This window comes from Rhizobium sp. NZLR8, from assembly GCF_019685025.1.
Classification (GTDB): Bacteria; Pseudomonadota; Alphaproteobacteria; order Rhizobiales; family Rhizobiaceae; genus Rhizobium.
Genome location: NZ_JABDVY010000003.1, coordinates 186,797 through 200,130, shown reverse-complemented (window position 1 = coordinate 200,130; position 13,334 = coordinate 186,797). Strand labels below are relative to the sequence as shown.

The 13,334-nt window shown below is 62.8% G+C and carries 15 protein-coding genes; 6 read left to right on the top strand and 9 right to left on the bottom strand.

Annotated features, from left to right (window positions below; translation table 11 throughout):
- The first annotated feature begins 197 nt into the window (after positions 1–197).
- The gene (locus HJB89_RS08440) at positions 198–2,537 is read left to right on the top strand and encodes a glucose/quinate/shikimate family membrane-bound PQQ-dependent dehydrogenase (protein ID WP_221149550.1); all 2,340 of its coding nucleotides are present in this window, start codon (positions 198–200) and stop codon (positions 2,535–2,537) included.
- 70 nt (positions 2,538–2,607) lie between these two features.
- On the opposite strand, the gene bla is transcribed toward HJB89_RS08440, so the two are convergent.
- From bla to dmeR, 3 genes are all read right to left on the bottom strand, one after another.
- Entirely contained in the window at positions 2,608–3,498 is an 891-nt protein-coding gene (gene bla / locus HJB89_RS08435; protein ID WP_221115344.1) for a class A beta-lactamase, read from the bottom strand.
- A gap of 127 nt (positions 3,499–3,625) precedes the next feature.
- Positions 3,626–4,621, bottom strand: coding sequence for a CDF family Co(II)/Ni(II) efflux transporter DmeF (gene dmeF / locus HJB89_RS08430; RefSeq protein ID WP_221132136.1), 996 nt, complete (start codon positions 4,619–4,621; stop codon positions 3,626–3,628).
- 23 nt (positions 4,622–4,644) lie between these two features.
- Positions 4,645–4,917 carry a metal/formaldehyde-sensitive transcriptional repressor gene (dmeR, locus tag HJB89_RS08425; RefSeq protein WP_207583486.1) on the bottom strand — a complete coding sequence of 91 codons (273 nt, stop codon included), beginning with the start codon at positions 4,915–4,917 and terminating at the stop codon, positions 4,645–4,647.
- A gap of 280 nt (positions 4,918–5,197) precedes the next feature.
- On the opposite strand from dmeR, the gene HJB89_RS08420 reads away from it, so the two are divergent.
- Entirely contained in the window at positions 5,198–5,692 is a 495-nt protein-coding gene (locus HJB89_RS08420) for a GNAT family N-acetyltransferase (protein ID WP_207583485.1), read from the top strand.
- Positions 5,693–5,705: 13 nt separating this feature from the next.
- Here the strand turns inward: HJB89_RS08420 and HJB89_RS08415 are convergent, their stop codons facing one another.
- The 3 genes from HJB89_RS08415 to HJB89_RS08405 all read right to left on the bottom strand — a co-directional run bounded on the left by HJB89_RS08415 (position 5,706) and on the right by HJB89_RS08405 (position 8,011).
- Positions 5,706–6,620, bottom strand: coding sequence for a cytochrome c (locus HJB89_RS08415; protein ID WP_221132137.1), 915 nt, complete (start codon positions 6,618–6,620; stop codon positions 5,706–5,708).
- A gap of 171 nt (positions 6,621–6,791) precedes the next feature.
- The gene (locus HJB89_RS08410) at positions 6,792–7,232 is read right to left on the bottom strand and encodes a cytochrome c (RefSeq protein WP_207583483.1); all 441 of its coding nucleotides are present in this window, start codon (positions 7,230–7,232) and stop codon (positions 6,792–6,794) included.
- A 143-nt stretch (positions 7,233–7,375) separates the two neighbouring features.
- Positions 7,376–8,011, bottom strand: a complete 636-nt coding sequence (locus tag HJB89_RS08405) for a LysE family translocator (protein WP_221115348.1) — start codon at positions 8,009–8,011, stop codon at positions 7,376–7,378.
- A 129-nt stretch (positions 8,012–8,140) separates the two neighbouring features.
- On the opposite strand from HJB89_RS08405, the gene HJB89_RS08400 reads away from it, so the two are divergent.
- Positions 8,141–8,833 carry a YafY family protein gene (locus HJB89_RS08400; RefSeq protein WP_221139827.1) on the top strand — a complete coding sequence of 231 codons (693 nt, stop codon included), beginning with the start codon at positions 8,141–8,143 and terminating at the stop codon, positions 8,831–8,833.
- A 357-nt stretch (positions 8,834–9,190) separates the two neighbouring features.
- On the opposite strand, the gene HJB89_RS08395 is transcribed toward HJB89_RS08400, so the two are convergent.
- Entirely contained in the window at positions 9,191–10,036 is an 846-nt protein-coding gene (locus tag HJB89_RS08395) for a metallophosphoesterase (protein ID WP_207583480.1), read from the bottom strand.
- A 141-nt stretch (positions 10,037–10,177) separates the two neighbouring features.
- Complete coding sequence (locus HJB89_RS08390; RefSeq protein WP_221149549.1) at positions 10,178–10,780, bottom strand: superoxide dismutase; 603 nt, start codon at positions 10,778–10,780, stop codon at positions 10,178–10,180.
- Positions 10,781–10,989: 209 nt separating this feature from the next.
- Here HJB89_RS08390 and HJB89_RS08385 point away from each other — a divergent pair, with 209 nt between their 5' ends.
- The 3 genes from HJB89_RS08385 to HJB89_RS08375 all read left to right on the top strand — a co-directional run bounded on the left by HJB89_RS08385 (position 10,990) and on the right by HJB89_RS08375 (position 12,866).
- Positions 10,990–11,316: a hypothetical protein gene (locus tag HJB89_RS08385; protein WP_207583479.1), complete on the top strand. Its 327-nt coding sequence runs from the start codon at positions 10,990–10,992 to the stop codon at positions 11,314–11,316.
- A gap of 107 nt (positions 11,317–11,423) precedes the next feature.
- Positions 11,424–12,077, top strand: a complete 654-nt coding sequence (locus tag HJB89_RS08380) for a class I SAM-dependent methyltransferase (protein ID WP_207583478.1) — start codon at positions 11,424–11,426, stop codon at positions 12,075–12,077.
- A 57-nt stretch (positions 12,078–12,134) separates the two neighbouring features.
- Positions 12,135–12,866, top strand: coding sequence for a sulfite exporter TauE/SafE family protein (locus HJB89_RS08375; protein ID WP_207583477.1), 732 nt, complete (start codon positions 12,135–12,137; stop codon positions 12,864–12,866).
- A 16-nt stretch (positions 12,867–12,882) separates the two neighbouring features.
- Here HJB89_RS08375 and HJB89_RS08370 read toward each other — a convergent pair whose 3' ends face one another.
- On the bottom strand, positions 12,883–13,224 hold the full coding sequence (locus HJB89_RS08370) for a nuclear transport factor 2 family protein (protein ID WP_207583476.1): 342 nt from the start codon (positions 13,222–13,224) through the stop codon (positions 12,883–12,885).
- Between the last annotated feature and the right edge of the window lie 110 nt (positions 13,225–13,334).

The following is a 13,334-nucleotide window of genomic DNA, read 5'->3' as shown; positions in this document are numbered from 1 at the left end:
CCGGCTGGCACAACGGTTGCTGAGCCTAAAAGCGCTATGCCAGGCTGTATCGAGCCTGGTCCGTGCATGTCCAATGGCCGCCGCAGCCTGCGGCAAATATGGCCGTTGAAAGGCATTTCCTTCGCGCTATCTGCCTGATCGGCGGGACTTTTCCGCCGATCCTTCACCCCGGCTAACCTCAGCGGGAGACAGCCCTTATGGCGATCGTCATCACCTCCGTGTTCTTCATCATCATCGGGCTTACGCTTAGCGGCGGCGGGCTCTGGCTCGTCACGCTCGGCGGCAGCATATTTTATCTGTTCGCCGGGTTGATGTTCCTCATCACCGCCGGGCTGCTGTTGATGCGCAAGGCGGTGGCGCTCTGGGTCTATGCGGTGCTCGTCGTCGCAGCACTCGCCTGGGCGATCTGGGAGGTCGGCTTCGACTGGTGGCAGCTCGGCCCGCGCGGCGGCATGATCATCCTGCTCGGGCTCTGGCTGCTGACGCCGTGGATCCGCCGGCCGCTCGGCTTTCGCAGCCCGACGGGCATCACCTACGGCGCCAATCCCTGGCCGCTCGCCGTGCCTGTCATTCTCGCCATCCTCGTCGCGCTCTATTCGATGACGACAGACCCGCACGATCTTGCCGGCGAACTGCCGAAGGATCAGGTCGCCGCCAACCCCGCCTTCGGCGGCAGCGTCCCCGACGGCGAATGGCATCAATATGGGCGCACGCCCTTCGGCCAGCGTTATTCGCCGCTCGACCAGATCACCGCCGAGAACGTCTCCACCCTCAAGGAGACGTGGCGATACCAGACCGGCGACGTCAAACGCCCGGACGATGTCGGCGAGACGACCTATCAGGTGACCCCGCTCAAGGTGAAGAACACGCTCTATCTCTGCACGCCGCACAACTGGGCGATCGCGCTCGACGCCAAAACCGGCAAGGAGAAATGGAAATACGACGCCAATTCCGGGATGAACCCCAACCGGCAGCATCAGACCTGCCGCGGTGTCACCTATTATGCCGATCCCAATGTGGCCGCCGGCCAGCCCTGCGCCGAGCGCGTCTACCTGCCGACCTCCGATGCCCGGCTGATCGCGCTCGACGCGGCGGACGGCAAGGTGTGCACCAGCTTTGCGGATCAGGGCGTGCTGCATCTGGAAACCGGCATGCGCTACAACCCGGCCGGCTATTATTATTCCACCTCGCCGCCGGTAGCCGTGGCAGGCAAGATCATCGTCGGCGGCGCGGTGAACGACAACTATTCGACTGAGGAACAATCCGGCGTCATCCGCGCCTTCGACATCAATACCGGCGCGCTGCTCTGGAACTGGGATTCCGGCAATCCCGACGTGACGATGCCGATCACCGATAGCCAGACCTATACGACCAATTCGCCGAACAGCTGGTCGGTCTTCAGCGTCGACGAGGGCCTCGGCTTGGTCTACATCCCGCTCGGCAACCAGGTGCCCGACCAGATCGGCATCAACCGCAGCGACAATGTCGAGAAATTCTCCTCCTCGATCGTCGCCCTCGACATCGCCACCGGCCAATTGCGCTGGGTGCGCCAGACAGTGCATCACGATCTCTGGGACATGGACGTGCCGGCCCAGCCGGCGCTGATCGACCTGACGAAACCGGACGGCAGCGTCGTTCCGGCCCTGGTCGGCCCGACCAAGCAAGGCGATCTCTATGTGCTCGACCGGCGCAGCGGCGAGCCGATCATCCCGGTCAAGGAGATTCCAGCGCCTGATGGTGCGGTCTCCGGCGACCACACCTCGCCGACGCAGCCGATCTCCGATCTAACCTTCTCGCCCGACCCGCTCAAGGAGAAGGATATGTGGGGCGTGTCGCTGTTTGACCAACTCGCCTGCCGCATCGACTTCCATCGTTACCGCTACGAGGGCCGCTATACTCCGCCGTCGCTGAAGGGCACGATCGTCTATCCCGGCAATTTCGGCACCTTCAACTGGGGCTCGGTCGCGGTCGATCCGGAGCGGCAGATCATGTTCGGCATGCCGACCTATCTCGCCTTCACCTCGCGCCTGGTGCCGGCCGCCGACATTCCGCCGCGCGGCCAGGACGAGAAGGGCAGCGAACAGGGGCTCAACCGCAATGACGGCGCGCCCTACGGCGTCTTCATGGGTCCGTTCCTCGGGCTGCTCAAAATCCCCTGCCAGGCGCCGCCATGGGGCTATGTCGCCGGCGTCGATCTGCGCACCGGCAAGATCGCCTACATGCACAAGAACGGCACCGTGCACGACATGACGCCGCTACCCCTGCCCTTCAAGGTCGGCGTGCCGGGCATCGGCGGACCGATGCTGACCAAGGGCGGCGTCGCCTTCCTCGGGGCTGCGGTCGACAATTACCTGCGCGCCTACGACGTGACCAACGGCCGGGAGCTGTGGCAGGCCCGGCTTCCCGCCGGCGGCCAGGCGACGCCGATGACCTATACGGCCGATGACAACAAACAATATGTCGTCATGGTCGCCGGCGGTCACGGGTCGGTCGGCACCAAGCCCGGCGACTATGTGATCGCCTATACGCTGCCGTGATGGAGAGGGTGCCCTCTCCTTGCAGAAGAAAGACCCGCGAACCAGACAGCTGCCGATTATGCCCTTTGCATCAAACCATCTCGGCGATCATCCGGCCGACTTCGGCAAAGACGGGATTGAGCTCCTTCACCGGCGCGGTCGCCTCGGCGATATAGACGGCCGCGACGATCGGGCCGCGGTCGGGCGGCCAGATGACGGCGATATCGCCGAGGGAGCCGTTCGGGCCGGTACCGGTCTTGTCGCCGACTTTCCACTCCTTAGGCAGGCCGGCTCTCAGCCGCTCGCCGCCGGTGGTGCTGGCCACCAGCCAGGCGATCAACCTGTCTGAGGAGGCTTCGGTGAGGATCGAGCCGAGCGTCAGGTTGCCGAGCGTGTCGAGCATCGCATCCGGTGTCGTCGTGTCGCGCGGATCGTCCTTCCTGCCCTCGTTCAGCGTCGGTTCGGTGCGGTCGAGACGCGTCGTGCCGTCGCCGATCGAACGCAGCCAGTCGGTCAAACCCGCCGGACCGCCAAAACTTTCGAGCAGCAGGTTGCCGGCCGTGTTGTCGCTGACGGTCACCGCCGCCTCGCAGAGTTCGGCGACCGTCATGCCATCGGTGCCGGCGTGTTTTTCGCTGAGCGGCGAATAGTCGACCAGCTTGTCCTTTCCATAGGTCACCCGGCGGTCGAGGCTTTCCTCGCCCTTGTCGGCACGGGCGAGCACGAAGCCGGCTGCCAGCGCCTTGAAGGTGCTGCACATCGGAAAGGCTTCGCTGCCGCGATAGTTGAAGGAAATGCTCGTCTCAGTGTCGAGCACCGAGACGCCGAGACGGCCGCCGGTGCGTTTTTCCAACGCGGCAAGGCGCCGCTCGATGTTGTCGTTGTCTTCCTCGCTCTTCTCTTGGGCTCTGACGGGAAGCGTTAGTGCAGGCAGGCACAATGCCGAGCCTATCAGCATACGGCGGGTAAGACTGAGATCCATGATTCCTCCGGCGGTGAGGAACACAAAGCTAAGGGGCGATTGCGGCGGCATCTCGTCCCCGCGGCGACAATGTCGTCCGCCGAGCAACCTTGTTGTTCGCCGAGCGACTTTGTCGGCCGCACGCCGATCACGCGGCGCGGGTGACCTCGACCGTCACATGCGACAATTCCGTCAGCGCCGAAAGCCTGCCCTTGTAAAAGGCCGGCTCGCGCGGCTCAGAGGTGACGACCGCGACGATCGCCGCATGGTGGCCGGGGCCGACCTGCCAGACATGCAGATCGGTGATCCGGTCTTCCTCCGTCTCGATCGCCTCGCGAATCTCCGCCGGCAAAGTCTCGCCGTGCGGGACGACGTCGAGAAGGACGCCGCCCGAGGATTTCATCAGGCTCCAGGACCAATTGGCGATGACCAGCCCGCCGACGATGCCCATGATGGGGTCGAGCCAGAGCCAGCCGTAGAGGCTGCCGAGCGTCAGCGCCGCGATGGCGAGCACGGAGGTCAAGGCATCGGCGATGACATGCAGATAGGCGGCGCGGATATTGTTGTCGCCCGGTTCTGCGTGGCCGGGACCGTGATCACCATGACCATGACCATGATGGGCGTGGTCGCCGTGATGGTGATGCGCGTGCGCATGATTGCCATGCGCGGCATGGCCGCCGCCGGAAAGCAGCCAGGCGCTGACGAGATTGACGGCAAGGCCGATCACGGCGACGGCAATCGCCTGGGCAAAGCCGATCGGCACGGGATTTGAGAGGCGCAACAGGCTTTCCCAGGCCATCAGCAGGGCGATCAGCGCAAGGATGATGGCGCTGGCGAAGCCGGCGAGGTCGCCGAGCTTGCCGGTGCCGAAGGTGAAACGCGGATTGCGCGCCTGCCGGCGGGCGAAGAGATAGGCGAGCGCCGAAATCAGCAGAGCGCTGGCATGGGTCGACATGTGCCAGCCATCGGCGACCAGGGCCATGGAGCCGTAGACGGTGCCGGCGGCGATTTCCGCCACCATCATCACCGCCGTCAGCGCGATCACCAGCCAGATGCGCCGCTCGTTGCGCTGATGATCCGCGCCGAGGAAGACATGGTCGTGTTCAAAGGTATTCATTGCAGCTTTCCCGATTCCGGCACTCATTACAGGCTCCTTCGTCTCGGCAATCAGCGGATATAGGTTCGCAAGACTTCCGATATTTCCTCGACCGCCTCCGCCCTTGCAGCGTCGTCGGCAGCATTCAGCACATGTTCGCGCAGGTGATCGTCCAAAACCTCGCCGGTCAGCCCGGTCAGAGCGCCGCGGACGGAGGCAAGCAGCTGCAGGATCTCGCCGCAGGGGCGCTCGGCCTCGAGCGCCCGCTCGACCGCCTCCATCTGCCCCTTCAGGCGGCTGACACGGGCGACGAGCTTCTTTTTCTGCAGAGTGGTGTGGGACACGGTGAGTCCTCATATAGAATAGGGGGGTATACTATCGATGGGCTTGACCGATATCAAGGCCGATGGCGTGTTTCAGCGTCCGGCTCCGACGCCATTGACAAACGCCGCGTTTCCGACGATTGATGACCCATGATCAAAAACGCGCACCAGAGCCGCTCGTATTTTTGGCTGTACCTGTAAAGGGCGGCTGGACAAGATCATATTGTCAACAAGCCGCCGTCAGGCGGCTTTGTTGTATCGGCAGCGTCCTGACGGCAGACTATCAAAGGACGCGAAGACCATGACCGAAATCGAAGACAGCGAAATTTCATTGATGCGCCCATCGGTGGTGACGATCCGCGCCGCCAAGCCGCGCGACCTGCCCGAACTCAACGCGATGATTGCCCTGCTTGCCGCCCATCACGGCGATGCGGCGGGAACGACGCCGGAGCAGTTGGAGCGCGACCTCTTCGGCCCGCTGCCGTGGATCACGGCGCTCGTTGCCGAAACCGACGGAGGGCTGATCGGCTACGCCATTCTGGTGCCGCTCTACAGAGCGCAAGAGGGAAAGCGCGGCATGGACCTGCACCATCTCTTCGTGCGCGACGGCCATCGCGGTCATGGCACCGGCCAGCTGCTCGTCGACCGGGCCCGCGAGACCGCGCGCAATGCCGGCTGCGGCTACCTCTCCGTCAGCGCCGCGACCGGAAACGTGCTGGCGCACCGCTTCTACGAACAGATGGATTTCACCCCGCGTCCGGTGACCGGCATGCGCTATATGCAGTCGATCGCTTAAACAGCGACATGCTCTAACGGCCCGGCACGGCCTTCAGATAGGCGGCGATCGCCTCGCGGTCGGCGGGCGGCAGACGGGCAATGTTCTGCTGCACATCGACCATCGAGCCGCCGGCTGTGTCGAAATCTGGCGTGAAGCCGGTTTCGAGGTAGCTGGCGATATCGGCCTCGCTCCAGCCGCCGATGCTCTTGGAGGCCGGGGTGATATCGGGTATGCGGCCCTTGCCTTCCGGATTGGGGGCGCCGGCGAGCCACTGATCTGCCTGGAAGCCGCCGAGCGCATCGCGCGGCGTATGGCATTCGCCGCAATGGCCGGGACCTTCGACGAGATATTGGCCGCGCTTGATCTTGTCGTCGCTCTTTGCCAGGGCGACGCGCGGCTGGTCGTTGAAATAGAGAAATTTCCAGCCGCCGAGCGCCAGCCGGATATTGAACGGGAACGGCAGCTCATGCGGGGCCGCGACGTTTGCGCTCTTCGGCAGGGTTTTCAGGAAGGCGAAGAGATCGTTGACGTCCTTGTCGCTCATGCGGGCATAGGAGCCATAGGGAAAGGAAGGGTAGAGATGCTGACCGCCCGGTCCGACGCCCCGCTTCATCGCATTGCCGAACTCGGCCAGCGTCCAGCCGCCGATGCCGGCCTTTTCATCGGGTGAGATATTCGGCACGTGGAATGTGCCGAACGGGCTCTTCAACGCCAGCCCGCCTGACAGCGTCAGCCTGGCATCGCCTTCGGAACCGGGGGCTGAATGACAGCTGACGCAGCCGCCGGCCCAGAAAACCATCTGGCCGTTGGCCGGATCCGGGGCGCCGAGACCCGCCCAATGGCTTTCCGGCAGAGGATCGGGCGCGGTCACCAGATAGAAGGCGCCACCGCCGAGCACGGCGACGCCGATCAGACAGAGCAGCAACCGGATGAACCTGCGGATCATGCTCCGCCTCCCCTTTTTGTCGAATTTTTCCCGCGCCGAGAATAAGACGACCCGCACTGGCGGCAAAGCCAGCGCGGATCGAGGATCGGGTATCTTCTGCTTACGCAATTCCGGACGCAAAACCGCTGCACACTTTTGCTGGAATTGCTCTTGATCAAAACGACCTATCGCTCACTTCTTGAGGCGATAGGCCTTGTGACAGCCGCCGCAACTGGCGCCGAGCGTGTCGACCGTGGCGCCGACAGCCGCTTCATCGGCCGGAAGCTGGGCGAGCGCGGTTTCGGCATCGGCGGAGAGCTTCGCGGCGCGCGCCTTGAAATCATCCATGTTTTCCCAAATCTTCGGGCTCGCTTCTTCGTCGCCCGTTTCCGTGCCCGGCTTGAACTGATCGGGGAAAACCTTGGCCGTTGCGGCAATCGTCGTCAGCGCCGCCTTCACCGCTTCGGCGTCATAGGGCTTGGTGCCCTTGGCGATAGCTCCCAAGGCGCCTGCCGCCCCGCCGATCTGCTTCATCAGGGCAATGCGCGAATCATGGGTGCCGTCGGCGGCGCTCACCGAACCGAAGGCTATGCCGGCCATCGCCGCGGCGGCAGCTACTGCTTTCCAATTCATATTCCTCTCCATTTCTCTTCTGCATTTTCCGGGGCCAAGGAGGCCATGGCCAATCTGCACCGGGAGGATGACAAAATCCATGCCATTCGGGCAGTCACGTTTTGCCGGATCATCATAAAAACAATGTGATAGGTACAGGTGTCTCAAGCGCTTTTCCACCCCTGCCAGAGGCTGAGCGCGGAGACCGCAACCAGCAGCAGCCCGGCGAAGCGGCCGACGAAGGCCGTGACGTCGGGATTTGCGACAAGCAGGTCGCGGCTGCGGCCGGCCGTCATCGCCAGCGTGCCGTAGATGGCGAACTGGGTGGCGACGGTCATGGCGCCCATGATCAGGCCCTGCATCCAGACCGGGCCGTATTCCGGCTTGAGGAACTGCGGATAGACGGCGAACATGAAAATATAGGCTTTGGGATTGACCAGACAGGTGACGGCCCCCTGGCGGAAGGCGCGCCAGCCGGAGCGTGCCGTCCCCGGCCCGACCGCCTCGACGGTGATCGAACTGCGGATCAAGGAAATGCCGATCCAGATCATATAGGCGACGCCGGCAACAAGCAGCACGTTGAAAAGCTGCGGCAGCATGGTGACGAGCACGCCGACGCCGGCCGCACCATAGGCCGAATGCACGGCGCCGCCGGCCATGATGCCGCCGGTTGCCGCGAGCCCCCGCCTGACGCCGCCGGTCAGCGAATTGGCGAGCACGAAGAGCATGTCCATGCCCGGCACGATGATGATGCCGAAGAGAAGGACGAAGAAAAGCCAGAGGTTTTCGTGGTAGTTCATGTCAGTTACCGCCTTGAGTTCTGCGGGCCGTTTTCAGAGACCCTAATTGATTTCAATCTGATAGGCGGCTCTATACGGGAACCCAACTGACAGTGTATTGTCAGGAGCGTAAGGGATGGGAGAGGCAAAATGCGCAAGGCCTCGCGGCTTTTCGAGATCATTCAGATCCTGAGGCTCGCCAGAAAACCGATGACGGCGGCTGTTATCGCCGAGACGCTTGAGGTGACCGTGCGTTCGATCTATCGCGACATCGCCGCCCTTCAGGCGATGCGCGTGCCGATCGAGGGCGGGCGCGGCATCGGCTATATCATGCGGCCGGGCTTCGACCTGCCGCCGCTGATGTTCTCGATCGAAGAGATGGAGGCGATCGTGTTGTCGCTGGCGCTGCTCGAACGGACGGCCGACGAGGAGCTGAAGCAGGCCGCGCGCCGGGTCAACCAGAAGATCGCCGGCGCCGTGCCGGCACCGCTGCGCCAGGCAATGGACAGCAAAGCGCTCTATGCCTGGGGCTCGATCGCCCAGCCGGCTGGCTTCGATCTTGCGATCGTGCGCCGGGCGATCCGCGACGAACGCAAGCTGATGCTCGACTACCGCGACGAGGTTGGTCGGGCCAGCGAACGGACGATCCAGCCGATCGCGCTGATCTATTATTCGCAGACCGCCAATATCGTCGCCTGGTGCGAGTTGCGCCAGGCGATTCGCAATTTCCGCAGCGACCGGGTGGAGTACTGCGCGGCAAGCGAGGATTTCTTCACGGGCGACGGCGACCGACTGCGGGAGTTGTGGACCAGCGGCTGGACGGAGAAGGCAGTGCCTGTGTAATAGCCGGGCGTTTGTGCGAACACGTTTGGCGGCGTTTGAGCCACGAGCAGGGGTCAGTGTCATGAGCCTGGTGAAGCGCCTTTCGTGCCTGGCACATCTTCGACGCCGCCAAAGGACTGCCGACATTTATCCCTCCTCCGTCATCCTCGGCCTTGAGCCGAGGATCCACGTTGGCCTCTATCAGCAGCGCGCATGGATCCTCGGCTCAAGGCCGAGGATGACGGAGGGTGTGGGCGCGCTGCACCAGACTCGCACTGGCGCCTTAGGTGCTCCATCGAGGGCGCACCCGGCTTACCTCTGACGATCCCTGCGCAGGATAAACCGAGCAGCACAAAAGAGCCGTACAGCCGTCCCAGCCTAAAAAGCCAACGTCCGGCTCTCCTCGCGGCCGAAGCCGCGGATTTCAATCTGGTCGGGGTAGACTTCGACGATGGCGAAGGCGTTTTCGGTCTCGGTGTCGACCACGCCCTTGAAATTGACGAAGTGGCAGGCGCCGGCTTTGCCGTAATTGCCGACGTGGTTGTGACCGTTGAGATAGGCGACGACATTGTCGTGCGAGGCGAGCAGCGCGACGATGCGGTCGCAATCCCACATGTCGTGCTCACCGGGAGGATGCACGGGATAGTGATTCATGACGATCACCTTCTCGCCGGCCGCGGCTGCGCTTGATATTTCATCGCCGAGCCAGGTGAACTGCTCGTCGCTCAGCGCAGCATTCCAGCGATGGGCATTTCTGGCGCCTTGCTCCTGCAGCACGGTCAGCATCCGTGCGGCCAGCGCCCGATGCGGATGGCCTTCGGGCGGCGCGAAGGTGCTGACTTCGTTGCCGTCGAGCACGATGAAACGCCAGCCGTGGCGCGAGACGCTGTAATAGGGCGATGGCATGCCGAGACGGGCGGCGATTTCGGAGAGATGGCCGGAGGAGACCGAGAAATCGTGATTGCCGAGCAGGAAGAGCGCCTCATGCCTCAGCTTGCCGTAGACCGGCAGGATGTCGTCGAAGCTTGCGAAGCTGCGGTCGATGATATCGCCGAGCGTCATGACGAAGCTCAATTCCTCGCCGTTGAAGACCTCGATCGCCTCGGCAACTTTGGCGAGGCTGTTGGCGTAATAGCGGTCCATGGCCGCATGCGGCTGGATTGCCGCATATTGCGGGTCGGCGATGATGCCGAAGCGGAACAGGGGAAGAGCAGAAAAAGACATGGGGCGTGATTAGGAGCGGCCGATGACAGGGATGTGACGGCTTGTCTTTCAAAACGAAACACCCGGCGTTTGAGGCGCCGGGTGCCAAGTTCGAAGAGGCTGACTGACATCGCCGCCCGTGGGCTGCGAGTCCGGGGCCGCTTACTTCGCGGCTGCTTCGTAGCGTTCCAGGACGTAGTCCCAGTTGATCAGGCTATCGACGAAGGCCTCGAGATATTTCGGGCGGGCGTTGCGATAGTCGATGTAGTAGGAGTGTTCCCAGACGTCGACGCCGAGGATCGGGGTGGCGCCGTGAACCAGCGGATTTTCGCCGTTCGGGGTCTTGGAGATTTCGAGCTTGCCGTTCTTGACGGAAACCCAGGCCCAGCCGGAGCCGAACTGGGTGGCGCCGGCAGTGGCGAAATCGGCCTTGAACTTGTCGTAGCCGCCGAGATCGGACGTAAAGGCCGCTTCGAGCTTGCCCGGCAGCTTGTTGCCGCCGCCGCCCTTCTTCATCCACTTCCAGAAATGGATGTGGTTGTAGTGCTGGGCAGCGTTGTTGAAGAGGCCGGCATTGGTGCCGAACGACTTCTTCACCACGTCTTCGAGCGAGAGATCCGAAAGACCGGCTTCGGCGGCAAGCTTGTTGCCGTTGTCCACATAGGCCTTATGGTGCTTGTCGTGGTGAAACTCCAGCGTTTCCTTCGACATGAAGGGAGCAAGCGCTTCGTAATCATAGGGAAGTTCAGGCAATTCGAAAGCCATATCAGATCTCCTTGCAATAGATTGCGTCATCGGCAGGTGAGGCGGAACATAGGAGGGGAAAGGGGGAGAGGCAACCGGCGAAATATCAAAAAACGATCCGTCGGAGGAAAATTTGCCTCAGTTGCCGCGATGGAATCGCGCCTGCAAATTGCTTGGGATATCCGCACCGAAAACCGCTTCCCCGCGATTGACCTCAATGGAGACCCGATATGAACAGGAATATAATCCCGCTGCTGGCGATGGCCACGTTTCCCTTGCTCTCAGCTGCGGCGCACGCATCCTCGGATGAGGCCTGGAAACAGATGGCGGCTGACGTGGAGGCCAAGTGCAAGACGGCGGCTGTCGCCATCGACAATCCGAATGCCGCCGTCGATCCCTTCGGCACTTCCCATTACGGGCTTGCCCTGCTGACGGGGAAACCGAAGGGCGCCAAGGGGCTGATCGCCCAGATCTGCGTCTACGACAAACAAAAGAAAACCGTCGAGATCGGCAGCGAGCTGGACGCCAAAGAGCTTGGGCTCATGCCGGCAAAATAGGCAGCCGCGGGTCGGCCTGCCAGGCGATTTTGTGCCTTCGGTCACAATCCGAGCGGAACCGGAACCTACCCTTAGGAGTTGAGGCCTGGGCTTCAGGGAGGTGCGGCATGTCGGAGCTTCGCAGCAGCGCGGAAGATCAACAGAAAATCTATCAGCGCTGGGCACCGGTCTATGACCGCGTCTGTCGCGGCATTCTCCGTGATGGCCACCGCAAGCTGGCGGCGCTTGCCGCCGCAGCCGGCAGCGATGTTCTGGAGGTCGGCGTCGGCACCGGCCTGACGCTCGGGCACTATGCCAGCCGCTGCCGGGTGACCGGCATCGACATTTCCGAACACATGCTCGCCCGGGCGCGCGAAAAGGCGAAACGCGAGGATCTGCAGCACGTCCAGGCGCTTGACGTGATGGATGCGCATGCGCTGAGCTTTGCCGACAGGTCTTTCGATGCGGTTTGCCTGCCCTTCGTCATCACCCTGATCCCCGAGCCCGAGCGGGCGCTCGACGAATGCGCCAGGGTGCTGCGGCCGGGCGGCGAAATCATCCTGGCCAGCAAGCTTGGAGACGGCGCCGGTCTGCAGGGCGCGATCGAGGCGGCGGTGGCGCCGCTGGTGCGTCACATCGGCTGGTCCTCCGCCTTCCGCATCCACCGTATCCTCGCCTGGGCCGAGCGGCGTGGCGATTTTTCCGCCGTCGAAATCCTGCCGGTCTTTCCGAACGGCTTCTTCAAAATTGTTCGGCTGAAACAGCGCGGACTTTCCGCTTGAATTAAGATTTTTTCCGCATCGCGGATTCTGATGCTACCGTTCGTCTGAGGGGACCGCATGACATCGGATATCTTCTTCTTCATCGTGGTGGGCTTCTGCGCGCAGATCGTCGACGGAGCACTCGGCATGGCCTTCGGCGTGCTGTCGACGACGAGTCTTCTTGCCTTCGGGGTGCCGGCGGCCAATGCCAGCGCGATGACGCATGTGGCTGAGATGTTCACCACGGCCGCGTCGGGCATTTCGCATGCCTATCATCGCAATGTCGACTGGCGCCTGGTGGGGCGGCTGGCACCGGCCGGCATGATCGGCGGCGCGATCGGCGCCTATCTGCTGGCCAATATCGACGGCAGGGTGATCGCACCGTTCGTGTCGGCCTACCTGATCGCGATCGGCTTGCTAATTCTCTACAAGGCCTTTCGGCCACCGGCAAAACGCGAGGTGCGCGACTGGGCCGTGCCGCCCGTCGGGTTTTGCGGCGGCGTGCTCGATGCGATCGGCGGCGGCGGATGGGGACCTGTCGTCACCAGCACGCTGATCGGGCGCGGCCATGACCTGAAGCGGGTGATCGGCTCGACCAATTTCACCGAATTCGCGGTAACGCTGACGATTTCGCTGACCTTCATCCTGACGCTCGGCTGGTCGGAGCTCAATTCGGCGATCGGCCTGATCATCGGCGGCGTCATTGCCGCCCCCTTTGGCGCCGTCCTCGTCAAGCGGCTGCCGGTGCGGCCGCTGATGGTGGCGGTCTCGATGGTCATCATCGTCACGTCGGCAATTCGGATCCTGTAAACCGCGCCAGCCGCGATCAGAGATTGCGGCCGAAATAGACTTCCACGGCGGCGATCTTGTCGCCGCGGAAACGAAGGCTTTCTATGTTGCAGAAGCTGCCGCCGTCGAGTTTTTCGGCGCGGTAGCGAACAACAGCCTCGTCGCCGTCGACCGCCAGGAACTCGATGTGGATAGCACGGAAGAACGGCTCCTTCGGCCAGCAGCGCTCGAAATACGTGGCCCGGTCGATATGGTCGTCACGCGGACTGGAGAAGGTGAAATCTTCCGCCAGCATGGCGTCGACTTTATCCTTGCGGTCTTCGAGATAGGCGGCGTAGAGATCGCGGACTGTCTGTTGCCTCGTGCGCATATCGTTCATGGCAATATCCTCCGATTATCCGATTGCATTATGCAATCAGTTATATCTAACACTTTTATCCGAGATCATCCAGATTGCCGCGCAACTGCGCCTTCATGATCGACGCCGAG